Raw genomic sequence first — 23,796 nt, 5'->3', positions numbered from 1 at the left:
CCGCGCGCAGATGCCTCCCGTGAGTTCCGGAATACCGAGATTCGAAGGCCTCGACATGCCCGCCATGAGCGAGCCCTTCAACACCATTCTGGAGGAGATCGCCAGCGAGCTGGAGCTGCGCCCGCTGCTCACCAGCATCATCACGCGCGCCTGCGGTCTGCTGGGCGCTGGCGGCGGCACTATCGGTTTGTATGTGCCGCGCCGGCATACGGTGCAGGTCGAGGCCATCCATCAGTTGCCGCTCAGCGAGCTCGGTCTTGAATTCGAACCGGGCGAAGGCTTGATCGGCAAGGTGCTTGCGACCGGGCGGCCGATCATCGCCGATCATTATGGCGAGATGTCGCGCATCTCGCTGCCCGAGCTGCGGGATTATGCGGTGATCGGTGTGCCTATTCATGGCCCCGGCGGCGGGCTGCTGGGCGTGTTCGGCCTGGGGGCGCCGCCGCCGCGGAAGTTCGGCGCTTCCGATCTGGAAACATTGCGCGTGTTCGCGCGGCACGCGGCCATCGCGATTCAGAACGCAATGCGCTACGAGCGTGAGAAACGTCGCACCGAGCGCATGACGCTGATTGCTCACATCGCGCGTGTGATCACCACCGGGTTGGAAGCAAACGAGCTGGTCGCGACCGCCGCGCAGGTGATCCATGAGCATCTCGGCTATCCCAACGTGGTTATTCCGCTGCTCTATCGCGACGAGGACCAGGAATATTTGTTGTTCGATGGGCATGCCGGCAACTACGGCGATGTCATGGATCTGTGCCATCGGATGCCTGTTACGCGTGGCATCACGGGTGCGGCGGTCCTGACGCGCTCGCCGCAGATCGTCAACGACGTGCGGAAAGATCCGCGATATGTGCCGCCGCCGATTCCGATCAACGTGCGGACCGAGCTGGCCATGCCCATCGTGCTTGGCGAGGAGGTGTTCGGCTGTATCAATATCGAAGGCCTGGAGCCGTTCGACGAGGACGATGTCGCCAGCATTCAGATCATCGCCGATCACCTGGCTGTCGCCGTCAAGAACGCCAGCTTGTCGCGCGAGGCGCGTCAGGCTGCAGTGATGCGAGAACGACAGCGGCTTGCGCGCGATCTGCACGACGCGGTGAGTCAGGCGCTTTCGTCCATCAGTCTGATGTCGCAATCCATCGTGCCGGCATGGCGGCGCGATCCCGCCGAGGGCGAGCGCAGGGCGCGTCGCATCGAAGAGCTCGCTCGACTGGCATTCGCTGAGATGCGCGCGCTGTTGCGAGAGTTGCGACCGGATCCCAGCGGCTTGAACATGGTCGAGAATGCCGGGGTCGGCGATGTTAGAAGAATGGGGCTCGCGGCGGCGCTACAACGATTTGCTTTCATTCTCGCGCCGCAGACGCCGAGCATCCGGCTGGATTTCGCAGCCTATCGTTCGCAGTCGCCTTCGCTCGAAGAACGCTTGTATCTGATTTGCCGTGAGGCGTTGTCCAACGCCATCCGTCATTCCGGTGCGGATCGTCTGGATGTCAGCGCGGCTGTGAACGACGATGTGTTGATGCTCAGTATTCAAGACAATGGACGCGGCTTTGACGTCGCGGCTCGCGCCGAAGTGCCTCGGGATACTCCCGAACAGGGCATCGGCCTGCAGACCATGAGCGAGCGCGCCGCCGCGCTCGGGGGCGTCTGTGAAGTTCAATCGCAGCCTGGACGAGGGACCAATGTATGTATCCGCATTCCGCTGCTGGCGATGACCCCGTGACAGGCGCCACTCGCACGATCAAGCTGTTACTGGTGGACGATCACGGCATCGTGCGTGAAGGCCTGCGCGCGCTGCTCGACGACGGCGAAGAATTCGTCATTGTCGGCGAGGCGGCCAACGGCGACGAGGCCTGCGAAGCGGTGCGTCGCTTGCAGCCGGACATCGTGCTCATGGACCTGAAAATGCCCGGCATGGCCGCGAGCGACGCCATTCGCGTGATACGCGCGACATCGCCGGCTGTGAAAGTCATTGCTTTGACTTCGTACGCCGAAGACGGGCAGGTCCGCGAAATCATGGCGGCGGGCGCGGCCGGCTACATTCTCAAGGACGTCACCAAATCCGACTTCGTCACCGCGCTACGCACCGTCGCCGGCGGCCAGACCTGGCTGCATCCGTTGGCCCAACGCTCGTTGGTGGAGCAGTTACGCAATCGCCAGGCGGATCCTCTGGCGCTGCTGACCCAACGCGAACGCAGCGTCCTCGAACTGATCGCCCGCGGCATGAGCAACCGCCAGATCGGCGACGAGCTCCACCTCACCGAGGGCACCGTCAAAGGCTACGTCAGCACCATCCTCGCGAAACTCAAGCTCGAGGACCGGACTCAGGCGGCGCTGTTTGCTGTCCAGCGGGGACTGGGCCGCCGCTAGCTCGCCTGTAACAGATCGCCGCGTGCCGTGTTCCAGATGTTCAACGCCTGGCGTTGAATCATCATGGGCATCGCGACAGGTAACGTCGGCGCTGTGACGAGCGAGCACTAGATTCGCGCGTAGATCTGTTTCATTGCGCAGTCGCGAAATAGGCGCCCAGTGGCTCGGGATTCGCTCTTTGCTATTCCAGGGCGGGGCAAGACCGAGCGCTCTGCGCCGGGCTTGCCCCGATTCCGCGCTAAACCGTGTACCCCTCACTCGTAAACGGCATCGACCGCACGCGATGGCCCGTGGCGGCGAAGATGGCGTTGGCGATGGCGGGTGCGACCGGGGGGAGGGCGGGTTCGCCGACGCCGGTGGGGGTGAAGTCGCTTTCGAAGAAATAAGACTCCACCTTGGGCGCGCTGGCGATGCGCAGGATGGGGTAAGCGTCGAAATTGTTTTGCACGATGCGGCCGTTTTCGAAGTCGATCTGCTGGCCCATGGCGGCGCTGAAGCCGTCGATGACGGCGCCTTCGGTCTGGTTCTCGGCGCCGCTCATGTTGATGATGGGACCGATGTCGCCGGCGACCACCACGCGATGCACGGTCAGCTTGCGATTCGCGTCGACGCTGACTTCAGCGACTTCGGCGAAGTGGCCGGCGTGGCTGAAGTGGAAGGCGAGGCCGAGGCCGCGGCCTTTGGGCAGTGAGCGCCCCCAGCCGGCTTTCTCGGCGGCGAGCTTGATCACGGCAGCCGCGCGCCCGGTGTTCAAGGCGAATTCATTGCCTGGTTGCAGCCAGCGCGGTTCGCCCATGACTTCGAGCAGAAACTCCAAATGATCGCGCTTGGCGGCGACGGCGCACTCGTGCAGGAACGATTGAGTGGCGAACGCAATCGAGCATGAGCGCGGCGCGCGCCAAGGGCCGGTAGGAATTTTCAGAGGCAGCTTCGTCTGAGTCAGCCGGGCATTCGGCAGCAGCTGAGCCGGAAACTCATCCGGGCTCAAGTCGCCACCGCTGGTGGGCCGCTGGCCGTCCTGCGTGAAAGTGATGAAATGATCCTGCCAGGCCACCAGCTTGCCCGACTTGTCGAGGCCGCCTTTGAACGAGTGAAAGCCGCCGACACGAAAGAAGTCGTGATGCATGTCGTCTTCGCGCGTCCACTGCAGCTTCACCGGCACGCCGGCCTGCTTGGCGATGGCCGCGGCTTCGCACATGTAATCGTTCATCAAACGGCGGCCGAAGCCACCGCCCACGCGCGTCTGATGCAATGTGACTTTTTCGGGAGCGATACCCAGCACATCGGCAACAAGCTTCACGCCTGCTTCCGGCGTCTGTGTCGGCGACCAGATTTCGACGGCACCGTCCTTGAAAGAGGCGGTCGTGTTCTGCGGCTCGAGCGGCGCGTGCGCGATGAACGGATAGGAGTAGAACGCTTCCACGGGCTTGGACTCTGCAAACACTTTGTCCACGTCACCAGTGTTCCGCAAAGAGTCCGGGCCAGACTGCGAGGCCAGCTTCTTGGCCTGCTCGACGAACGCGCTCCAGCTGTCTTTCGAAGCCGTGGATTCGTCCCACTTCACTTGCAGCTTCTGGCGCGCGCTGAATGCCGCCCAGGTCGACCTGGCGAGGATCGCCACGCCCGGCATCACCTCGGTGGGCTTGCCCGTGCCTTCCAGAACGAAGGCCTGCGTGACCCCCGGCAGCTTACGAATCTCTTCCAGATTCGCTGCGACGACTTTGCCGCCGACCGCGGGACATTTCACAAACACCGCGTACTGCATGCCGGGCACCACCTGGTCGATGCCGAACAGCGGCTGGCCGGTGACGATCGCGTGGTTGTCGACGCCGCCGATGCGCTTGCCCAGCAGCTTGTATTCGGCGCGAGTTTTGAGCTTGACGCTCTTCTCATCCGGCACGGGCAGCGCCGCGGCGCCAGTGGCTAGCGATGCATACGTCGCCTTGCGCTTGCTGGCCTTGTGAAAAACCGTGCTGTTCTCGGTCGTGCACTCGGATTCGCTCACATTCCATTGCTTGGCCGCCGCGCTCACCAGCATCGCACGGCCCACAGCGCCAGCGCGCCGCAATTGATCCCACGACATCGGAATGGAACGGGAGCCGCCGGCGCTTTGACGCCCATACACGGCGGGATTGATGGCGGCCTGCTCGACCTTCACATGCGCCCAATCGGCATCGAGCTCTTCCGCGATGATCATGGGGAATGCGGTCTTGATGCCCTGGCCGATCTCCGGCGCTTTGGAATAAAGCGTAATGGTTCCGTTCGGCGCGACACGCAGGAACGCGTTCGGCGCGAACTCTTGCGCCTTGCCGTTGGCCAGCGCCATTCCTTGCTCGCCGACGTAGAACGCCAGCACCAGGCCGCCGCCCGCCAGACCGGTGACTTTCAGGAAAGCACGACGACTGAACTTGCCGATCGCGGACTGCGCCTCGGCGGCGCGAAGCAGGTCCTGCACATACGCGTCGGCGGACAGAATCGAAGTTTCGACTGCGCTCATCTCTACACCCCCGAATCAGTTCTGGCTCACCATCTCGCCGCTCAGCTTCTCGGCAGCGGCGTGAATGGCTTTGCGAATGCGCGTGTAAGTACCGCAGCGACACAGATTGCCCGCCATGGCGGAGTCGATGTCGGCATCGGTGGGTTTGGGATTGCTCTTGAGCAGCGCGGTGGCGGCCATGATCTGGCCTGCCTGGCAGTAACCACATTGAGCGACATCGTGCTCGATCCATGCGGCCTGCACTGCATTCAACTTTCCATCCTGGCTGGCCAGCCCTTCGATGGTGGTGATTTGCTGGCCTTCGACTGCGCTCGCGCGAATGGAGCAGGATCGCACCGGCGCACCGTTGAGATGCACGGTGCAAGCTCCGCACAGAGCGACGCCACAGCCATACTTGGCGCCGACGAGCCCGAGGTGATCGCGCAGGACCCACAGCAGCGGCGTGTCCTCGGCGACGTCGTTGACGACATGTTCTTTGCCGTTGATGTTCAAGCGCATGGACATTTCCTGGCTTACAGCTGGGACGGAGCTACCGATTCTTTCACGGCATCCCATGAGCGACAATGCAGCCGACCGCACTTCGATGGCGACTCATCGCCTCACGATGGGTAGTGGGCGCTGCGCTGGCGGTCAGCTGACCGACAGCTGACATCTCTGTCAGATGGCGCGCGGTGTGGAACGGGCGGCCCGTGTAGAATCGACGGCCGTCATCGCTACACTCGAGGGGAGAGCAGTTTTGAGCACCAATGTGAGTGATAACGCGACAGGCGCCGATGTCGACGGCGCGATTCAAGCGGATGCGGTCATCGTCGGCGCGGGCCCCTGCGGCCTGTTTCAAATCTTCGAGCTGGGCCTGCTGGGCATTCGCGCCCACATCATCGACTCACTCCAGCATCCCGGCGGCCAGTGCAGCGAGCTGTATCCCGAGAAACCGATTTACGACATCCCGGCGTTGCCGGTGTGTGGCGCGCAGGAGCTGGTCGATCGGCTGTTACAACAGGCCAAGCCGTTCAATGCGCAGTTTCATCTGGGACAGGAAGTCACCGAGCTCAAAGTGCTGCCCGACCATACCTTCCTGCTCAAGACGTCGCTCGACACGCGCTTTCATGCCAAGACCGTGATCATCGCCGGCGGGCTCGGCTCGTTTCAGCCGCGACGGCTCGGTTGTGAAGGCGTCGAAGCGTTCGAAGGACAAAGCATTCATTACAAGGTGAAGAACTCCTCGGAGTTCACCGGCAAGCATCTGCTGATTTTCGGCGGCGGCGATTCGGCGCTGGACTGGACATTGGAGCTGGCGGGCAAGGCGCGGAGCCTGACATTGGTGCATCGTCGCGCTGAATTTCGCGCAGCTCCGGCCTCGGTTGCGAAGATGCGAGATCTGGTCGCGTCCGGAAGCATGCGCTATGTCGAAGCGATCGCGCAGTCGCTGATCACCGAGAACGGTGAATTCAAAGGCGTGCGCGTCAAAAGAAACGATGGCGAGCTGGAAGATCTGCACGGCGAGCGCGCGCTGGTGTTCTTCGGCCTGCATCCCAAACTCGGGCCGATCGCGGAGTGGGGCCTGGCGCTGGACAAGCGCGCCATCCAGGTCGACACCGAAAAATTCCAGACCAGCGTGCCGGGCATTTTCGCGGTGGGCGACATCAACACCTATCCCGGCAAGAAGAAGCTGATTCTGTCGGGCTTCCATGAAGCAGCGCTGGCCGCGTTCGCGGTGGCCGCGCATCTGAATCCGGCGAAAAGAATCCCGCTGCAGTACACGACCACCAGCCCCATCATGCAGAAGCGGCTGGGCGTCACCGGAGAGCAGACATCGTGAACCCGCTGCTGACCGATCTGCTCCAGGTGTTGAAGCTGGAGCGATTGGAAGTCGATTTGTTTCGCGGCGAGAGCCGGGACCCCGGCGGCCGGCGCGTGTTCGGCGGGCAAGTGCTCGGCCAGGCGCTGGCGGCGGCGTACGCCACCATCGAAGGCCGGCAAGTGCATTCATTGCATGCGTATTTCTTGCGCGCCGGCGATCCCGATCATCCCATCGTTTACGAGGTGGATCGCAGTCGCGACGGCAAGAGCTTCTCGTCGCGCCGCGTGGTCGCCATTCAGCATGGCGAGCAGATCTTTCACATGTCGGCCTCTTTTCAAACGGAACAAGCCGCCATCGATCGGCAGGGCGAGATGCCCGAAGTGCCCGATCCCGAGTCGCTGCCGGATCTGATGACCGCGGTGGAGGAGCTCAAGCGCAAAGCGCCGGATCGTCCGAATCCGTTCCGCAAACACGAACATCCATTCGATTTCCGTCCGGCCGAGTTGCCCGATCCCCTCGCCGAGATTCCGCGCGAGCCGCGCATCAAGGTCTGGATTCGGCTGAAGGATCGCGTGCCCGACGATCCGATCCTGCATCAATGCCTGCTCGCCTATACCTCGGATTACTTCCTGCTGGGCGCGGCCAGCATGGATGCGCGCATGACCAACGAGCGCGAGCAATTGCAGATGGCGAGCATCGATCACGCAATGTGGTTCCACCGGCCGGCGCGGCCGGACGAATGGCTGCTGTATGTGACCGACAGCCCGACCGCCTCGGGCGCTCGTGGCTTCGCACGAGGCAGCTTGTTCAGCCGGGACGGCCGGCTGGTGGCGTCGACCGCCCAGGAAGGGCTGGTCCGGCGCATCGGGGAAGTCGCCCAAAGCCGCTGAATCGATGCTGCCCGAGCGCCGCGCCGAGGGGTTGGGATCAACCTAAGTCGTTGATCCTTGTGACTCCTTTCTAACCGTCATCTGTTCATTACCAAGTCGAATTTCTGCTTTCACAGAGCGGGCTTACAGTCGCGCACCATGTATCAGTACGACCAGATCGACCAAGCGCTCGTGGACCAGCGCGTCGCCCAGTATCGGGACCAGACGCGGCGTTTCCTGGCGGGCCAGTTGTCCGACGACGACTTCAAGTCCCTGCGTCTGCGCAACGGCCTGTACATCCAGAAACACGCACCCATGCTGCGTATTTCGATCCCGTACGGCCTGTTGCGACCGGCGCAGGTGCGCATGCTCGCTCGCATCGCGCGCGAGTACGACAAGGGCTATGGCCACTTCTCCACGCGCCAGAACATGCAGTTCAACTGGCCGAAGCTGGAGCTGGTGCCGGACATTCTCGCGCTGCTCGCGACGGTGCAGTTGCATGGTATTCAGACCAGCGGCAACTGCATTCGTAACGTGACGGCCGATCACCTGGCAGGTGTCGCCAGCGACGAGCTGGAAGATCCGCGCCCCTGGTGCGAATACGTGCGTCAGTGGGCGACGCTGCATCCTGAATTCTCGTATCTGCCCCGCAAGTTCAAGATCGCGATTACCGGTTCGCCGCAGGATCGCGCTGCTTCACGCGTGCACGACGTCGGCCTGCATCTGGTGAAGAACGAGCAGGGCGAAGTCGGCTTCGAAGTGCTGGTCGGCGGCGGCTTGGGTCGCGCGCCGATGATCGGCCACGTGATTCGCGAGTTCCTGCCGAAGCAGGATCTGCTCGCGTATCTGGAAGCCATCCTGCGCGTGTACAACCTCGAAGGTCGTCGCGACAACATTCACAAGGCGCGTATCAAGATCCTGGTGAAGGCGATCGGCCCGGCGAAATTCCGCGAGCTGGTCGAAGAGGAATTCGCGGCCGCCAAGGACAGCGCGCCGGTGTTCGACGCCGCGGGTTTCGAGCGCATCAGAGCGTTCTTCGCGCCGAAGAACTACGAAGCGCTGCAGGACCAGGACGTGGTCACCGGCAAGCCGGAGGAGTTCCGCCGCTGGTACCAGTACAACACCCGCAAGCACAAGGCGGCGGGCTATCGAGCTGTGTTCCTGTCACTGAAGTCGCCGACGCGTCCGCCGGGCGATATCACGGCCGACGAGCTGGATCGCGTTGCCGATCTGGCGGAACAGTATTCGCTGAGCGAGATTCGCTCGACCCACGATCAGAACGTGGTGTTCGCGCACGTGAAGCAGAGCGATCTGTTCGCGCTGTGGCAGGAACTGAAGCTGATCGATCTGGCGACGCCGAACATCGGCACGCTGACCGACATGGTCTGCTGCCCCGGCGGCGATTTCTGCGCGCTGGCCAATGCGCGCTCGATTCCGCTCGCCAAGCAGATCAACGAGCGTTTCGACAGTCTCGATTACATCTACGATCTCGGTGAGATCCAACTGAAGATGTCCGGCTGCATGAATGGCTGCGGCCATCATTCAGTCGGTCACATCGGCGTGCTCGGCGTCGATAAGGACGGCGAGGAGTGGTATCAGATCACGCTCGGCGGTTCGACCGGCGGTCAGGACGCCTCGCTGGGCAAGGTGATCGGCCCGTCCGTCGCGCACGACGACGTCGCTCTCACCATCGAACGCATTCTGGAAGTTTACGTCGAGCAACGGCAGGACGAGGAACGTTTCCTCGACACCGTCCGTCGCATCGGCATCGCTCCGTTCAAGGCCAGGGTTTATGCGCCGTCTCATCAAGCAGCGTGAAGTCATCGTCGATGAGTGGCGTTACGCCGACGAGGATCCGGTCGGCCGCGAGCGCGCGCTGATCCTGCCGTTCGCGCGCTGGCAGGCAGAGCGCGAACAGTGGTGGCTATGGGATGGCCGGCTGGGCGTGCGCCTGGGCCCCACCGACCCAATTGCGGAGCTGAAGAACGATTTCACCCGCATCGGGCTGATCGCCATCGAGTTCAGCGGCATCGCCGAAGGCCGCGGCTACAGCCAGGCAGCGTTGCTTCGCACGCGTTACAAGTTCACCGGCGAATTGCGCGCGGTGGGCAAGATCCAGCGCGATCAGCTGTTCTATCTGGCGCGCTGTGGCTTCGATACCTTCGAATTGCCAGAAGACGCGGACCTGGATGTCGCGCTGACTGCGTTCGATGATTTCACAGTCGCCTATCAAGGCGCCGTTGACGCCGCCGGCGTTCACGTGCAGCGTCGCGCGGTCGGCTGAACCCGATTGATCTACCTGTGTCGTTGGCTGCGAAGGCCGACGTCGCGAGTCCTGCCGTAGTGCGCATATAGACTCTGTTCCGCGCTCTCGCTGAGCGATTCGTCCTCGTCCCATTCGGGACTTGCGCGAATGGCGTCGCGGGTCAATGGCACGTGCACCAGGCTCTGCTCCCAGTTCACCTCTTCGATCCACTCGGTGGCCAGCACTACGTGCCGGCCGGGCAGCCAGTTGCGCGTGTCGATGACGAAGAAGCGCACCTCCCAGCTCTGCTCGTCGAAAATGAAATCGTCGACGTGACCGATCACGCCGTCGCGTGCCTGGATGTTATAACCGCTCACGTAGTCGGCGCTGCGCAGGTGCGGGTCCGCATCCTCCGCTTCGCGCCGCTGCCGCAGTTCGCGTTCCATTTCCGGGCCGGCCGGCGGGCGAGCGATGGCCGGAGAAGCCGCTACGCCCCAAAGCATTCCGCCGCCCCAGTAGTACGGGTAGCCGTAGTAGTCCAGGAAATCTGTTTCGTGCTGGCGCGACACCGGCTTGTCCAGGTCGATCGACGGGCTGGATTTCACCTGTTCGCGGGTGATCGAGACGTTCACGCACTCGTTCTGCCAATCGATCCCGCTGACCGAGTACGGCGAGATGAGCACCTTGCGGCTGCCGGGCAGCCAGCGCTGCGTATCCACCACCAGATAGCGCACCACCCACTGCCGATCGTCGAAGTAACAGTCGGCGACCGCGCCGATATCGCCATCGACCGCGCGGATCGCGAATTTTTGTAAGGAAGACAGAGGTCGCAGCATGGGGGGTTCTCCTCGATGGCCGCTGTAGCTATGGATCGACGCACGTGCGGACATCAGGTTCCAGGCTGCTCACAAACTTCACGCGGCGCCTCGTGCACGCGCTCGGGCGGAGCGGTGCAGATGACGTAATTTGCTGAGCCGTCAGGAACTATCGCGTCGGTTCGAGAATCCCGATGCTGTCGTGCGCCGCGATGTGCTCGCACACATTGCCAGTTGCGGTTATTTTGACTGCAATGGTCATGGACCGGCGCGGATCCACCTGACTCGAGTAGGGGGTGCGGTGATTGCGCGAACACCTGGCGGGTTTGCCTCGAAGGCGGTTTGGTCAGGATGCCTGCTGCTGCTCCTGGCCGCAGCCGCGTGTCTCGCGGCGCAGGAGTCAGCGCCTCAGGGTGGCGGCAATTCGATAGTGCGCCTCGAGATCCGCGACGCCATCGGTCCGGCGACCAGCGATTTTCTGTCGCGAGGTTTGGAGCATGCGCGCGAACGCAATGCGCGATTGCTCGTGCTCGAGATGGACACGCCTGGCGGCCTGGACACGGCGACGCGCGACATGGTCCAGGAAATTCTCAGCTCCACCGTTCCAGTGGCGATCTATGTCTCGCCTTCCGGCGCGCGCGCGGCCAGTGCGGGCACATATTTGCTGTACGCCAGTCACATCGCCGCGATGGCGCCGGCGACCAGCGTGGGCGCGGCGACGCCGATTCAGATCGGCGGGGGCGGTCCTCGTGAGCCGGCTCCGCAAAACAAAGAAAAGGAAACCAAGGAGGACAAGGCTAAGGACGATAAGACCGACGAGAATGTCACGGCGACGGAACCTGCCACGGCGGCGGAGCGCAAAGCCATCAACGACTCGGTCGCGTTCATTCGCGGTCTGGCCGAGTTGCGCGACCGGAATGCCGACTGGGCGGAATCCGCCGTGCGCCAGGCGGTGAGCCTCACGGCGAGCAAGGCGCTCGAGCAGAACGTCATCGATATCGTCGCGACCGACCTGCCCGATTTGCTCCGGCAGATCGACGGCCGCCGCGTGCGCACTCAGCAGGGTGTCGTCGAGCTGCGGACCGACGGGCTGATCGTCGAAGAATTTCAGGCCGACTGGCGCACACGCCTGCTCAGCGTGCTCACCAATCCGAACGTCGCCTATTTCCTGATGCTGGCCGGTGTCTACGGATTGCTGCTCGAAGGCTACAACCCGGGCGCGATCCTGCCAGGCGTGGTGGGCGCGGTGTGTCTGTTGCTCGCGCTGTATGCATTCCAGATTTTGTCCGTCAACTACGCGGGCCTCGCACTGATGGCGCTCGGTATCGCATTGATCGTCGGCGAGGCATTCGCACCCAGTTTCGGTGTGCTCGGCATTGGCGGCATCGCCGCGTTCGTGTTCGGCTCCATCCTGTTGTTCGACGAAGGAGTGCCCGGATTCCAGATCGCGCGCGGCCTGATTGCCGGCGTCGCTCTGGCCGCGGGGGTTGTCATGTTGCTCACCGTCGGCGTGTTCATGCGCGCGCGGAAGGCGAGGGTCACAACCGGCGTCGAACAGATGCTGCAGGGAACAGCGATTGCGCTGGAGGATTTCGATGCCAAGGGTCGCGTCGACATCCACGGCGAGATCTGGAACGCCGTGACGCAGGCGCCGGTCAAGAAAGGTCAGAAATTGCGCGTGCTGCGCGTCGATGGTCTGACGCTCGAGGTCATGCCTTTCAATTAGGTTTCGTTCCTCACGAGGATCGCACGATGTACCTGATCATCCCCGTAGCCCTGGTGGTGTTGTTGCTCCTGAGCGCCATCCGCATCCTGAACGAGTACGAGCGCGGCGTGATCTTCACGCTTGGCCGCTACACGGCAACGCGCGGCCCCGGCCTGATCATCGTGATTCCGATCGTGCAGCAGATGAGAAAAATGGACCTGCGCACGATCGTGCTCGACGTGCCCACGCAGGATGTCATTTCGCGCGACAACGTCTCGGTGAAAGTCAACGCGGTCGTGTATTTCCGCATCGTCGATCCGGCAAGCGCCGTGATTCAGGTCGCCAACCCGTTCGAAGCCACCAGCCAGCTGGCGCAGACCACGTTGCGCTCGGTGCTGGGCCAGCACGAGCTCGACGAGATGTTGAGCCAGAGAGACAAGTTGAACGTGGATATCCAGCAGATCCTCGATCACGCCACGGATGCGTGGGGCATCAAGGTGGCCAACGTCGAGATCAAGCACGTCGATCTCGACGAAACCATGATCCGCGCCATGGCCAAGCAAGCCGAGGCCGAACGCACCCGGCGCGCTAAGATCATCCACGCCGAAGGCGAGAAGCAGGCGGCCGCCATGCTGGTGGAAGCGGCGCGGGCGCTCGGCGCCGATTCGCGCGCCATGCAGTTGAGGTATCTGCAAACGTTGAGCGATATCGCCAACGAGCGCACCACCACGCTGGTGTTCCCGTTACCATTGGATCTCATCAAGCCACTTCTGGATCGAGAATGAGTGCCGGCAATGTTTGCATCATCACGGGTTCGGCCACGGGTATCGGCGCAGCGTGCGCGGTGGAACTCGCTCGGCGCGGCTGGCGCACGGTCATCAATTTCACCAAGAGCGAAGCGGAAGCTCAGCAGACTGCGCGCGAATGTGAGAAGCATGGCGGCGAGACGTTGCTGATACGCGCCGATGTCTCTCAGGATGCGGATTGCCGGCGCATGGCGGATGCCACGCTGCAGAAGTGGGGTCGCATCGACGGGCTCATCAACAACGCCGGCATCACCAAGGTGGCGTTCAATCACGCCGATCTGAACGCGCTCTCGGCGGAGGACTTTCAAAAGGTTTATTCCGTGAATGTGGTCGGCGCGTTCCAAATGATTCGCGCCGTGGAGCCGAGCATGCGGCAGCAAGGCCATGGCTCCATCGTCAATGTTTCTTCCCGTGCCGGCATCGATAGTATCGGCACTTCCATCGCCTACGCTGCTTCCAAGGGCGCGCTCAACACGATGACCATGGGCTTGGCTCGGGCCCTTGGCCCGGAGATTCGCGTGAATGCCGTATGTCCCGGCTTCGTCGAAACACGCTGGCTCCAGCAAGCCATCGGTGACAAATACGACAAAGCCCGCACCCGCTTCGCCAGCAACTCCGCCCTGCAAAAAACCAGCACCCCCGAAGACATCGCCGACGTCGCCGTCTGGCTCCTCACCGGCGCCCCCACCGTCACCGGCGAACTCATCCTCGTCGACGGCGGCAACCGCCTCGGCGCCCCACCGCGATAGGGCAGCTACAGCGTCCGGTTAACTCGTCTCAGCATCCACTGCGGCGTTCCATTCAGAGTCCGCAATGCGGGCGAGCTTTGGGCTAAGCGACTGCTTTGCTGAGCCGCTGATAGCACAGGGACAGCAGTGCGATCTCCAACGGCAGTAACAGCCAGAACAGCAGGTTCTCGGCGACGACGTAGTCGACGTTCGCGGAGAACACGCTGGTGAACGAACGCTGCATGAAGTGCAGCACCCATGGCGAGATGCCAACTAACAGCAGCAGGCGCCAGCCGTTGCCGCGAGTGAGTTGCCAGGCTTGTTTGGGTGCGAGAGGGCGATCGACGGCGGCGGCCGGTAAGCAGATCGCATATCGAGATACGACGTACACTGCTGGCAGTGCCGCCAGTCGAGCCACGGCCATCGCCATGTCGCTGCCGGGAGGGGCGAACTCGGGAGCGAACAGAGCCAGCGGAATGAAGACTGCGAAAGCGGGCGGCTGAAGCAATAAATTGACCATGATAAACAGCGCGATCGCCGTGGCGATGAAGCGCCAATCGCGCGAGGTGGTGCCCGAGGCGCCCAGGCGCGGCACGGACTCCGGGCCAAGCAGGATGATGCGATGACAGGAGATGGCAGCCAGCGTCATCAGCAGCGCGTGAGCCAGCCCCGAAAGAAACACCATGACCCGGTCCTGCTGAGTGATGGGATACCAGGCAAACAGGATGACCGCATGCGCCAGCATCGGCAGCGCCAGGACCCGCATCAGGTCCGGGAAATGCTGCCGATAGCGTTGCAGGGCTTGCTGGATCAGCAGAGCGAGAGGCAATCGTTCCATGATCGGAAGTCGGTCTAGGCCGCGCTGGCTGGCGCACTCCCGCCAATATCCGCGAACTGCAGCGCCGCGAGGCGTGCATACAGCTCGTTTGATTCCAAAAGCTGAGCGTGGGTGCCGATGTCCACGATGCGACCGTGGTCGAGGACCACGATGCGGTCGGCTTCGAGGATGGTGGCGAGGCGGTGGGCGATGACCAGAGTGGTGCGGTCTCGCATCAGGCGCTCGAGGGCTTCCTGAACGTAACGTTCGCTTTCGGCATCGAGCGAGCTGGTCGCTTCATCGAGCAGCAGGATCGGTGGATCCTTCAGCAACGCCCGGGCAATAGCGATGCGCTGGCGCTGGCCGCCGGACAGGCGAGTGCCTTTTTCGCCCAGGAAGGTGTCGTAGCCTTGCGGCAGCTCGCGGATGAAGTCGTCCGCGCCGGCTGCGCGAGCGGCGGCTTCGATGTCGGCGTCGGAAGCGTTCGGGCGCCCGTAGCGAATGTTCTCTCGCGCGCTGGTGCCGAACAGCACCGTTTCTTGCGGGACCAAACCGATGCGTGAGCGCACGTCTTCCGGCCGCGCTTTGGAAATGTCCACGCCGTCGATGGTGATGCGTCCGGACGCAGGATCATAGAACCGCAACAACAACTGAAACGTCGTGCTCTTACCCGCACCCGACGGTCCCACAAACGCCACAGTCTCGCCCGGCTCGATCGCAAGAGACAAATCATCGAGCGCCAGCGTCTCCGGTCGCGATGGATAGCGAAACGAAATGTGCTCGAAGGTGATACGACCGGCCGGCGGCGACGGCAGCGCCTGAGGCTTGGGCGGAGCGACGATATTCGGCGTCGCGACCTTCAATTCGACCAGCCGCTCCATCGCGCCCGCCGCGCGCTGCACTTCGCCCCACATCTCGCTCAGCGTCGCCGCGCTCACCGCGACCAGCACCGCATAGATCAGGAACTGGCTGAGCTGGCCGCCCGTCATCTCCTGATCGAGCACGCGATGCGCGCCTTGCCACAGCACGAACGTGATCGAGCCGAAAATCATCATGGTGCCGATCGCCGTCATGGCCGCCCGCACCTTCGAGCGTTTGATGGCCACGCGGAACGAGTCTTCGACCGCCTTGCCGTAACGCTGCGTGTGCAGGCCTTCCAACGTGAAAGCCTGCACTGTTTGAATCGCATTCAACGTCTCGCCGGCCATCCCGCTGGTGTCCGCCACTTTGTCCTGCGCCTCGCGCGACAAGGAACGCAGCTTGCGACCGACAATAACGATGGGCGCGATCACCAGCGGAATCAGCACCACGATCATGCCTGCGAGCGACGGACTGGTGGCGATCATCAGCACCAGCGCGCCGACCATCTGCACCACCGAGCGCAACGTCATCGACAGATTCACGCCGGCGATGCCCTGCACCACCGTCGTGTCCGTCGTGAGGCGAGACAACACTTCACCGGTGCGTGTGACTTCGAAGAACGTTGGATCCATCCGAACCACGCGCGCATAAACATCCGCGCGCAGATCGGCGACGACCCGCTCGCCCAACCAGGTCACGAAATAAAAGCGCAACGCTGCGAACAACCCGAACACAGCCGCCGCCGCGAGGAACGCCACGAAATAAGTGTTGAGCGTGTCAGCGTCCTGCGCCGCCATGCCGCGATCGATGAGATCGCGAAACGCCATCGGCACCACCAGTGCCGCCGCCGCCGCGACCAGCAGTGCGAATATCGCGAGCGTGAGAACGCCGACGTGCTTGCGCAGATACGGCCACAGCTCGCGCAGTGGTTTGAGCGAACGGCCCTTGGGTCTTTCCGGAATGGCTGACATGTCAGAGCGAGGCTGTCCTTAGTCGGTAGTCACTGGCATCGGTCACTCCCTTACCGATAAACCGGCAATTCCACGTCGGCGAACAACGCCTCCACATCCGTAGGCGTCGCCGCGTTGCCGGCGCGATCGACCAGGCGACGCGTCAGATGAGGCGCCAGCAACTGCAGGAAGTCATACATGTAACTGCGGAGCAGGGCGCCCTGGTGGAAGCCCGCCCAGGTCGAATGCGCCGGGAACAAATGCGACGCGTCGATGGACACGAGGTCCGAGTCTTCACGCGGATCCACCGCCATGCTCGCGACGATACCGACACCCATGCCGAGCCGCACATAAGTCTTGATCACGTCCGCATCCCGCGCCGTCAGCGCGACATGAGGCGTGATGCCGTGGCGCGCAAAGATCTGCTGAAGCGACGATGGGCCCGAGAACCCGAACACGTAAGTCACGATGGGGTACTTGCCGAGCGTCTCGATGGTGATCTTGCCTTCGTGCGCGAGCGGATGCCCCTGAGGCACCACGATGCGCCGATGCCACCGATAGCAGGGCAGCAGCACCAGATTGGTGAACAACTCCTGCGAGCCGGTGTTGATGGCGAAGTCGATGCGGTCGCGCACGGCCATGTCCGCAATCTGCTCCGAGGTGCCCTGATGTAAGTGCAGCTCGACATCCGGATAACGCTCGCGGAAGCGGCGAATGACCTGCGGCAGAACATAGCGCGCCTGAGTGTGAGTGGTGCCGATGGCCAGCGAGCCCCGCCCGTCGCCCTTCTGCTCGTCCGCCAGCCGCTTGATGCTCTGGACTTCCTTCAGGATCTTCTGCGCCCGGTCGATGACCCGTTTGCCGGCCGGAGTGACGCGCGTCAGGGTGCGCCCCTGGCGCAAAAAGATGGGAAAGCCCAGCTCATCCTCGAGCTGCTTCAGCTGCTTGCTGACGCCCGGCTGGGAGGTATGCAGGCGCTCCGCCGCCGCGGTGATGTTCAGGTCGTTCTCGACGATGGCGGCGAGGTACCGTAATTGTTGTAGTTTCATGCACTTAACTATAACGATCGGGACGCTGCGAAGTCATAACGGGCCCGCATCATGACAGAACAAACCAGTCTTTCCCTGGTTATAAGCCGGTTGGCTACAGTGCATCCCACGGAATAAGGACCAGATCGACCATGACCGATGCACTGTCGCCCCGCCTGCAAGCCCTCGTGGAGGGCACTCGCGCCCTGCTGGAGCAGGCCGTTCGCGAGCACCAGGACGTGGTGTACTCCAACAGCCTGGGCGCCGAAGCCATGGTGCTCACCGATATCATCAGCACCTACACGCCGGAAATCGACATGTTCACGCTCGACACCGGGCGTTTGCACGACGAGACCCTGGCGCTGCTGGACCGCCTGGAGCGCCGCTATCAGCGCCGCATCGAGGTGTTCGTGCCGCAGGCGGAAGCCATCCAGCAGTACGTGCGTGACAATGGTATCAACGGTTTCTATCTCGGCGCCGAGGAGCGGCAGTCCTGCTGCGGCATCCGCAAGATCGAGCCTTTCAAGCGCGCCATCGCCGGCCGCAAGGCCTGGGTGACCGGCGTCCGTCGCGAGCAGTCGGCGGAGCGCGCCCTGGGCGAGCCGATCGCTTGGGACGAACGCTACGGCCTGTGGAAGATCAGCCCGATGCTGGAGTGGACCGAGACCGACGTTTGGGCGTATATCAAAGCCGGCAACCTGCCTTACAACGCCCTGCATGACAAAGGCTATCCCAGCATCGGCTGCGCGCCTTGCACCCGGGCAGTCGAGCCCGGCGCGGATCCGCGCTCTGGCCGCTGGTGGTGGGAGAATCCCGAGTCTCGCGAGTGCGGTTTGCAGCCGCGCCGCCGGGTCATTCCGCTGAAGGTCGAGCCGCGTCGCGCGGCCGGCCAGTAAGCTCGCGACGCCCGAGGCGTCGCAGGACGACGCAAACCATGGACTACTTCCCGATCTTTCTGCGGCTCGCGAATGAACCCGTGCTGGTAGTGGGCGGCGGGGAAGTGGCCGCGCGGAAGATCGATCTGCTCCTACGCACGCAGGCGCAAGTCACCGTAGTCGCTCCCGAGCTGATCGAGTCGCTGGCCGAGAAGGCCCACGCCGGCGTCATCAGCTACGTGTCGGGCGAGTTTCAGCCCGAGCTGCTGGATGGCAAGCGCCTCGCCATCGCGGCGACCGATAAACCTTCGGTCAACGCCTGGGTCGCGCATCAGGCCGAGCGACGCAACATTCCCGTGAACGTGGTGGACGATCGCGAGCTGTCGCGCTTCATCATGCCCGCGATCGTCGATCGCTCTCCCGTGGTCGTGGCAGTGGGTAGCAGCGGCGATGCGCCGGTGTTGACGCGTCGGTTGCGTGAAAAGCTCGAGTCTTTCCTGCCGCAGCGGCTCGGCGATCTCGCCAAGCTTGCCGGCAAGTTGCGTCCCACGGTGAAGGCCAGGCTGGAGCACGCCGCCACGCGCCGTCGCTTCTGGGAGAATTTTTTCGACGGCGCCATCGCTGGGGATGTTTTGTCCGGCCGGCAGGACGCGGCGGGCCAGAACATTCTCGAGCGCATCGGCAACTCGCTCACTCGCTTCGCCAAACAATCGAAGTTCGCCGGTGAAGTCGCGCTGGTCGGCGCCGGGCCCGGCGATCCGGGACTGCTGACGTTGCGGGCACTGCGCGCCTTGCAGAATGCCGACGTGGTGTTGTACGACCGCCTGGTGTCCGACGAGGTGCTCGACCTGGCGCGTCGTGACGCTGAACGTATCTATGTCGGCAAGGCTTCCGGCAATCACCACGTCTCGCAGGAAGACACCAACGCGCTGCTGGTGAAGCTGGCCAAGGCCGGCAAGCGTGTTTGCCGCTTGAAGGGCGGCGATCCTTTCATCTTCGGCCGCGGCGGCGAAGAGCTGGAAGCGCTGGCCGCCGCAGGCATTCGTTTCGAAGTGGTGCCGGGCGTGACTGCCGCGGCCGGCTGTGCCGCGTACGCGGGCATCCCGCTCACTCATCGCGATCACGCTCAGGCGCTGACGTTTGTTACCGGACATTGCAAAGGCGAGTCCGACAATGTCGATTGGGCCGCGCTGTCGCGCCCTGGCCATACGGTGGTGTTCTACATGGGGCTCAGTCAGCTCGAGACCATCGTCGCTCGCCTGCGTGAGCACGGCGCGCCGGGAACGCGGGCTGCTGCATTGATCGAGCACGGAACACGGCCGACGCAACGTGTGGTCACCGCCACGCTGGAAGACCTGGTTCATAAAGCCGCCGAAGCCAACGTGGCATCGCCGGCGTTGCTGATCGTGGGCGAAGTCACTCGCCTGCACGACACACTGCACTGGTTCAACGCGCGCGCTGTTGAAGCCGCGTCTACTGACGATGAAGGAAGGCTGTCCGCATGAGCAGCTCGAATACCACCCTCCGCCCTGAAATTCGACGGGGCTTCGCCGATTCGATTGGCAACACGCCGCTGATCCGCCTGAATCGTTTCAGCGAGCTCACTGGCTGCGAAATCCTCGGAAAGGCCGAGTTCATGAACCCGGGCGGCTCGGTGAAAGATCGCGCCGCGCGCGCCATCATCGAAGCGGCCGAGCGCAGCGGCAAGTTGCAGCCGGGCGGCACGCTGGTGGAAGGCACGGCCGGCAACACCGGCATCGGTTTCGCGCATGTCTGCAATGCGCGCGGCTATCGCTGCATCATCGTGATGCCGGACAATCAGTCCAGCGAGAAGTATCAGATGATCGAAACGCTCGGCGCTGAAGTGCTGCGCGTGAAGACGGTGCCGTACAGCGATCCCAATCACTACCAGAAGATCGCCGGTCGCCTGGCGGGCGAGATTCCGGGCGCGGTTTGGGGCAATCAATTCGACAACACCGCGAACCGTGACGCCCACGAGCAAACCACCGGTCCCGAGATCTGGGCGCAGACCGACGGCAAGATCGACGCTTTCGTTTGCGCCACCGGCACGGGCGGCACCTTGGGCGGCATCTCCCGTTTCCTGAAGAAACAGAACGCCAGGGTGCGCGTGACGCTGGCCGATCCTCAGGGCAGCTCGTTGTATCACTGGATTCGCAATGGCGAGTTGAAGGCCACCGGCCCCGGCTCGATCACCGAAGGCATCGGCATCGGCCGCGTGACTGCGAACCTGGAAGGCTCGCCGATCGACGACGCGCTGCATGTGACGGACATCGACTGCGTGCGCACGGTTTATCAGCTGCTGCGCGATGAAGGCTTGTTCCTCGGCAGCACCAGCGGCGTCAACGTGGCCGCTGCCGTGCAGATCGCCAAACAGCTCGGTCCCGGCCACACCATCGTCACCATCCTTTGTGACAATGGCGCGAAGTATCAGTCGCGCCTGTTCAACAAGAAGTGGCTGGCGGAGAAGGGCCTGCTGGATGCCGCCGGCCTGTCGCAGAACGGTGCGCCCGCGCTGTCCGAGATTGCCAAGAATGTCGCCAACGTCGGCGCATTTCCCCAACGCCTGAGCGCCTGATTCGCAGCGGCGCCGCTGTTTCGTGTGAGGCGCCCGGCTTGTCTCGCCTGGCGCTGCTGACTAATATCCTGCCCGCGGCTCGGTCCCGAGCTGTCGTAAGCGTCTCACGTCAAACAACGCGCCAACCCTCCGGCTTGCCGGGGCGGTGCCTCTTTGCGAGGCGCGGCGCCTTTGGTTGACCGGATTTCTTCGAGAGATCTTTGTGAACGCTAGAGACACTTCCCTGTTCGGATTGCCCAAACTGCCGGCGCGTTATGGCTCGCTGGTCATGCCTTTGCTGCTGTCCATCCTGATGACCTGCATCGTTTCGGCGATCAGCACGTTGCGCGGCGTCGGCTTCGTGCCGAACTTCCTGCATGTCTGGCTGAGCGCCTGGCTGATTTCGTGGCTGGTTGCCTTTCCAACGTTGCTGCTGGTGTTGCCGGTGGTGCGTCGGGCCACGGCCGCACTGGTGCGCGCTTCATAACGCAACAACAGTTAGATCAATCGCACGTTGCTGATGACGAGACGGCTGCGAGGCAAGGCCGGTAGTCGCGTTCGGTCGATCTCCAGCTCCTGCTCGGGCAGGGCGTAGCTCAGTTTCGAGACAAAGAACTCGAGCGCGGCTTGCAGCAATGCGATGCTCAGCCATTCGCCTGCGCAACGATGGTTGCGCAGGTGATCGCCGCCGCCTTGCGGGATGAACGTGTATGCGTCGTCCTGCCAATCCAGAAATCGATCGGGGACGAAGCGGCTGGGATCTTTCCAGACGCCTGGGTCATGATTGGTCCCGTGCAGGTCCAATAGCACCCGGGTGCCTGCTTCGAAGGGCATGCCTTTCCACTCGAAGCTCTCACGCACGATGGCCGGCACGGCCGGGAAGAACGGATAGAAGCGCCGGACCTCCTGTACGAAAGCCTGCGCGAACTTTCCGTCCTGCTGCCGCAGCCGGCTCCGATACTCCGGATGCAGATGCAGTGCATGGACCATGAACACGATGTAGACGGATAGCGCCACCGTGGGTCGCAACACATTGAGCAACTCGACGGCGGCAATCTTCGGATTCAACCGTTGACCCCGACTGTCCTGATAGAACGCGATCCGACGCGCAGCGCTCTCTTGAGGAGGATCGATCTTACCTGCGCGGATCTCCTCAACGATCTCGGCAATCCAACGCTCGGCTTGGTTGCGCGCGTGTCGCGACCACCAGTGGGGTGGACCGATGGCGCCGGCGCGATCGAACATTGCGCTCAGCTGTCGAGCTCGCTTGGTCACTTCTTGTTCGCGCAGCGGAACGCCCGCCCATTGGCACACGCTGCGAGTCAGCACTTCATGTAGCTGGTCGTAGAGCACGACCTGTTCCATGGAGGACCATCTTTCCGCGGCTGCCACCAACGTGTCGGTCATCGTCGCGGCCAGCTGCTGCAAACGTTCCGAGCTCATCAAAGCGAGAAACATCTGCTTACGCTGAGTGTGCTCGGCGCCGTCCAACCCTTGCACGCCGCCGACCCCGAGCAGTGATTCCTGCAAACGCAGCGGCGCCGCGCCTGCTCGCTTGAAGCGCGCCGGGTCATAGAACACTTGGGCCGCTTCGGCGCCGCTCATGCAGAGCGTCCGTCGCAGCAGCAGCTTCATCTCGAACACCTCGGAGCCGAAGCTGCGGCACTGGCGCGAAATGAACTCGTACGGATCGCGCATCAGCGCCATCGTATGATCCAGGCCACCCAGGCGCGGGATGTGATGAATGCTGACTGGCACACTCGGCTCCTCGGCAATAGCGATTACTGATCCTGCGCCTGTAGATCCTCCACCTTTCGTAGATCGCCTTCCGCCAGCCTTTTACGCATGCCGCCATCGACAGCGCCCCTTCCCGGCACCGGCTCATACAAAGCGCCTGCTGTCTGTGGCGCTGGCGCGGCGTCTTCCATGAGCACCTTGTGGTTGACGTTACCAACCATGCGTCGAGTCAGCTGCTGCGCGATTCGATGCGACGCCACCGAAGCCTTGGCCTTGTAGCCTACGTTGATATCCGGTTTGGGTCGCACAGTGGCCGCAACGATGCTGTCGATCACCTTCTCCGGCGGGTCGAGCATGATCTGTCGCGCCTTGTGACCTGAGTAGTTGGCCGCGTGGTCGAACCACGGTGTGTCTGCAGCGAACGGCGAGATGGTCGAGACGCGAATGTTTTTCTCGCCGTTGAGTCGCAGTTCCTGATTGATGGCCGCGCCCAGCCCGATCAGGGCGTGCTTGGAAGCAACATAGGATGAGTAATAAGGAAACGGTACGCGCCCGGCGACCGACGCGATGTTGATGAGGGTGCCCGCGCCCTGCTCCCGGAATTGCTTCAGGGCGTAGTAGCTGCCATTGACCACGCCGCCGACATTGATATCGAGCAGGCGATGGTGGTCTGCGAGCGGGATCTCCTCAAACCGGCCGATCGCCCCGACGCCGGCCATGTTGATCCATACGTCGATAGAGCCGAATTGTTCAACCGCCGTTTCAGCCAGACGGCGCACTTGGGCTTCGTCGCTTACGTCGGTGGTGACGACCACCGCCTTGCCGCCTCGCTGCTCGCATTCGGCCGCGAGTTGTTCCAGCAGTTCGGTGCGCCGGGCTGCGAGCACCAGCTTCGCTCCTTGGCCGGCGAGCTCGAGGGCCACACCTTTGCCGAAACCGCTGGAAGCACCCGCAATCACGACCACTTTGTCCTGATTCGCGCGCGGGCTGATTGCGCAGCCGGAAAGTGCGAGCAGCAACAACGCCGCGCACAGAAGGATCGGGTTGCTTGATTTCACGTCGGATACTCTCGCCTGCATGTTGCATCGCTGCGAGCGGGCAACGTTCACGGTGC

The 23,796-nt window shown here is 63.0% G+C and carries 21 protein-coding genes; 13 read left to right on the top strand and 8 right to left on the bottom strand.

Features of this window, described 5'->3' with window-relative positions; translation table 11 throughout:
• Window positions 1-64 precede the first annotated feature (64 nt).
• On the top strand, window positions 65-1,726 hold the full coding sequence (locus JM946_RS01390; RefSeq protein WP_218042543.1) for a GAF domain-containing sensor histidine kinase: 1,662 nt from the start codon (window positions 65-67) through the stop codon (window positions 1,724-1,726).
• Window positions 1,723-2,373 carry a response regulator gene (locus JM946_RS01385; RefSeq protein ID WP_203165349.1) on the top strand — a complete coding sequence of 217 codons (651 nt, stop codon included), beginning with the start codon at window positions 1,723-1,725 and terminating at the stop codon, window positions 2,371-2,373. The genes JM946_RS01390 and JM946_RS01385 overlap by 4 nt, the downstream gene beginning before the upstream one ends.
• Before the next feature lie 238 nt (window positions 2,374-2,611).
• Here JM946_RS01385 and JM946_RS01380 read toward each other — a convergent pair whose 3' ends face one another.
• Window positions 2,612-4,870: a xanthine dehydrogenase family protein molybdopterin-binding subunit gene (locus tag JM946_RS01380; protein WP_203165348.1), complete on the bottom strand. Its 2,259-nt coding sequence runs from the start codon at window positions 4,868-4,870 to the stop codon at window positions 2,612-2,614.
• A gap of 15 nt (window positions 4,871-4,885) precedes the next feature.
• Window positions 4,886-5,374, bottom strand: coding sequence for a (2Fe-2S)-binding protein (locus JM946_RS01375; protein ID WP_203165347.1), 489 nt, complete (start codon window positions 5,372-5,374; stop codon window positions 4,886-4,888).
• A gap of 244 nt (window positions 5,375-5,618) precedes the next feature.
• Between JM946_RS01375 and JM946_RS01370 the strand changes: the two genes are divergently transcribed.
• The 4 genes from JM946_RS01370 to JM946_RS01355 all read left to right on the top strand — a co-directional run bounded on the left by JM946_RS01370 (window position 5,619) and on the right by JM946_RS01355 (window position 9,824).
• Window positions 5,619-6,689, top strand: a complete 1,071-nt coding sequence (locus tag JM946_RS01370; RefSeq protein WP_407700499.1) for an NAD(P)/FAD-dependent oxidoreductase — start codon at window positions 5,619-5,621, stop codon at window positions 6,687-6,689.
• Window positions 6,686-7,561, top strand: a complete 876-nt coding sequence (locus JM946_RS01365; protein WP_203165345.1) for an acyl-CoA thioesterase — start codon at window positions 6,686-6,688, stop codon at window positions 7,559-7,561. The genes JM946_RS01370 and JM946_RS01365 overlap by 4 nt, the downstream gene beginning before the upstream one ends.
• 138 nt (window positions 7,562-7,699) lie before the next feature.
• Window positions 7,700-9,358 (top strand): nitrite/sulfite reductase, encoded by a 1,659-nt coding sequence (locus JM946_RS01360; RefSeq protein WP_203165344.1) that lies wholly within the window; start codon window positions 7,700-7,702, stop codon window positions 9,356-9,358.
• Window positions 9,333-9,824, top strand: coding sequence for a DUF934 domain-containing protein (locus JM946_RS01355; protein WP_203165343.1), 492 nt, complete (start codon window positions 9,333-9,335; stop codon window positions 9,822-9,824). The genes JM946_RS01360 and JM946_RS01355 overlap by 26 nt, the downstream gene beginning before the upstream one ends.
• Before the next feature lie 11 nt (window positions 9,825-9,835).
• On the opposite strand, the gene JM946_RS01350 is transcribed toward JM946_RS01355, so the two are convergent.
• The gene (locus JM946_RS01350; RefSeq protein ID WP_203165342.1) at window positions 9,836-10,621 is read right to left on the bottom strand and encodes a PRC-barrel domain-containing protein; all 786 of its coding nucleotides are present in this window, start codon (window positions 10,619-10,621) and stop codon (window positions 9,836-9,838) included.
• Between the two features lie 409 nt (window positions 10,622-11,030).
• On the opposite strand from JM946_RS01350, the gene JM946_RS31150 reads away from it, so the two are divergent.
• Genes JM946_RS31150 through JM946_RS01335 form a run of 3 tightly spaced genes read left to right on the top strand, consistent with a single transcriptional unit; the run spans window position 11,031 to window position 13,860 of the window.
• Window positions 11,031-12,326: an NfeD family protein gene (locus tag JM946_RS31150; protein WP_203165341.1), complete on the top strand. Its 1,296-nt coding sequence runs from the start codon at window positions 11,031-11,033 to the stop codon at window positions 12,324-12,326.
• Between the two features lie 26 nt (window positions 12,327-12,352).
• Window positions 12,353-13,090 carry a slipin family protein gene (locus JM946_RS01340; protein ID WP_203165340.1) on the top strand — a complete coding sequence of 246 codons (738 nt, stop codon included), beginning with the start codon at window positions 12,353-12,355 and terminating at the stop codon, window positions 13,088-13,090.
• Complete coding sequence (locus JM946_RS01335; protein WP_203165339.1) at window positions 13,087-13,860, top strand: SDR family NAD(P)-dependent oxidoreductase; 774 nt, start codon at window positions 13,087-13,089, stop codon at window positions 13,858-13,860. Before JM946_RS01340 ends, JM946_RS01335 begins: the two co-directional genes overlap by 4 nt.
• A gap of 82 nt (window positions 13,861-13,942) precedes the next feature.
• Here the strand turns inward: JM946_RS01335 and JM946_RS01330 are convergent, their stop codons facing one another.
• Genes JM946_RS01330 through cysB form a run of 3 tightly spaced genes read right to left on the bottom strand, consistent with a single transcriptional unit; the run spans window position 13,943 to window position 17,516 of the window.
• Window positions 13,943-14,677 (bottom strand): hypothetical protein, encoded by a 735-nt coding sequence (locus JM946_RS01330; protein WP_203165338.1) that lies wholly within the window; start codon window positions 14,675-14,677, stop codon window positions 13,943-13,945.
• 14 nt (window positions 14,678-14,691) lie between these two features.
• Entirely contained in the window at window positions 14,692-16,488 is a 1,797-nt protein-coding gene (locus tag JM946_RS01325; RefSeq protein WP_203165337.1) for an ABC transporter transmembrane domain-containing protein, read from the bottom strand.
• 50 nt (window positions 16,489-16,538) lie between these two features.
• Window positions 16,539-17,516 (bottom strand): HTH-type transcriptional regulator CysB, encoded by a 978-nt coding sequence (gene cysB / locus JM946_RS01320; RefSeq protein WP_203165336.1) that lies wholly within the window; start codon window positions 17,514-17,516, stop codon window positions 16,539-16,541.
• A 131-nt stretch (window positions 17,517-17,647) separates the two neighbouring features.
• On the opposite strand from cysB, the gene JM946_RS01315 reads away from it, so the two are divergent.
• The 4 genes from JM946_RS01315 to JM946_RS01300 all read left to right on the top strand — a co-directional run bounded on the left by JM946_RS01315 (window position 17,648) and on the right by JM946_RS01300 (window position 21,432).
• The gene (locus tag JM946_RS01315; RefSeq protein ID WP_203165335.1) at window positions 17,648-18,391 is read left to right on the top strand and encodes a phosphoadenylyl-sulfate reductase; all 744 of its coding nucleotides are present in this window, start codon (window positions 17,648-17,650) and stop codon (window positions 18,389-18,391) included.
• Window positions 18,392-18,429: 38 nt separating this feature from the next.
• Window positions 18,430-19,875, top strand: coding sequence for a siroheme synthase CysG (gene cysG / locus JM946_RS01310; protein WP_203165334.1), 1,446 nt, complete (start codon window positions 18,430-18,432; stop codon window positions 19,873-19,875).
• A complete protein-coding gene (locus JM946_RS01305) occupies window positions 19,872-20,966 on the top strand; it encodes a cysteine synthase A (protein WP_203165333.1) in 1,095 nt (364 codons plus the stop codon). Before cysG ends, JM946_RS01305 begins: the two co-directional genes overlap by 4 nt.
• A 202-nt stretch (window positions 20,967-21,168) precedes the next feature.
• Entirely contained in the window at window positions 21,169-21,432 is a 264-nt protein-coding gene (locus tag JM946_RS01300) for a DUF2798 domain-containing protein (RefSeq protein WP_322110878.1), read from the top strand.
• A gap of 11 nt (window positions 21,433-21,443) precedes the next feature.
• Here JM946_RS01300 and JM946_RS31145 read toward each other — a convergent pair whose 3' ends face one another.
• Together JM946_RS31145 and JM946_RS01290 are read right to left on the bottom strand one after the other, a co-directional pair.
• The gene (locus tag JM946_RS31145) at window positions 21,444-22,703 is read right to left on the bottom strand and encodes a cytochrome P450 (protein WP_218042542.1); all 1,260 of its coding nucleotides are present in this window, start codon (window positions 22,701-22,703) and stop codon (window positions 21,444-21,446) included.
• Window positions 22,704-22,726: 23 nt separating this feature from the next.
• The gene (locus JM946_RS01290) at window positions 22,727-23,740 is read right to left on the bottom strand and encodes an SDR family NAD(P)-dependent oxidoreductase (RefSeq protein WP_203165332.1); all 1,014 of its coding nucleotides are present in this window, start codon (window positions 23,738-23,740) and stop codon (window positions 22,727-22,729) included.
• Window positions 23,741-23,796: the final 56 nt, after the last annotated feature.

Source organism: Steroidobacter gossypii (assembly GCF_016801985.1).
Taxonomy (GTDB): Bacteria; Pseudomonadota; Gammaproteobacteria; order Steroidobacterales; family Steroidobacteraceae; genus Steroidobacter; species Steroidobacter gossypii.
This window is presented reverse-complemented; position numbering and strand designations above follow the sequence as displayed.

Excerpts from the sequence above, each read along its gene's own strand:
- JM946_RS01335 (WP_203165339.1), top strand. The coding sequence starts at position 13,087 with ATGAGTGCCGGCAATGTTTGCATCATCACGGGTTCGGCCACGGGTATC.
- cysG (WP_203165334.1), top strand. The coding sequence starts at position 18,430 with ATGGACTACTTCCCGATCTTTCTGCGGCTCGCGAATGAACCCGTGCTG.
- JM946_RS01325 (WP_203165337.1), bottom strand. The coding sequence starts at position 16,488 with ATGTCAGCCATTCCGGAAAGACCCAAGGGCCGTTCGCTCAAACCACTG.
- JM946_RS01350 (WP_203165342.1), bottom strand. The coding sequence starts at position 10,621 with ATGCTGCGACCTCTGTCTTCCTTACAAAAATTCGCGATCCGCGCGGTC.
- JM946_RS01360 (WP_203165344.1), top strand. The coding sequence starts at position 7,700 with ATGTATCAGTACGACCAGATCGACCAAGCGCTCGTGGACCAGCGCGTC.
- JM946_RS01355 (WP_203165343.1), top strand. The coding sequence starts at position 9,333 with ATGCGCCGTCTCATCAAGCAGCGTGAAGTCATCGTCGATGAGTGGCGT.
- JM946_RS01375 (WP_203165347.1), bottom strand. The coding sequence starts at position 5,374 with ATGTCCATGCGCTTGAACATCAACGGCAAAGAACATGTCGTCAACGAC.
- JM946_RS01340 (WP_203165340.1), top strand. The coding sequence starts at position 12,353 with ATGTACCTGATCATCCCCGTAGCCCTGGTGGTGTTGTTGCTCCTGAGC.
- JM946_RS01390 (WP_218042543.1), top strand. The coding sequence starts at position 65 with ATGAGCGAGCCCTTCAACACCATTCTGGAGGAGATCGCCAGCGAGCTG.
- cysB (WP_203165336.1), bottom strand. The coding sequence starts at position 17,516 with ATGAAACTACAACAATTACGGTACCTCGCCGCCATCGTCGAGAACGAC.
- JM946_RS01315 (WP_203165335.1), top strand. The coding sequence starts at position 17,648 with ATGACCGATGCACTGTCGCCCCGCCTGCAAGCCCTCGTGGAGGGCACT.
- JM946_RS01330 (WP_203165338.1), bottom strand. The coding sequence starts at position 14,677 with ATGGAACGATTGCCTCTCGCTCTGCTGATCCAGCAAGCCCTGCAACGC.
- JM946_RS01380 (WP_203165348.1), bottom strand. The coding sequence starts at position 4,870 with ATGAGCGCAGTCGAAACTTCGATTCTGTCCGCCGACGCGTATGTGCAG.
- JM946_RS01305 (WP_203165333.1), top strand. The coding sequence starts at position 19,872 with ATGAGCAGCTCGAATACCACCCTCCGCCCTGAAATTCGACGGGGCTTC.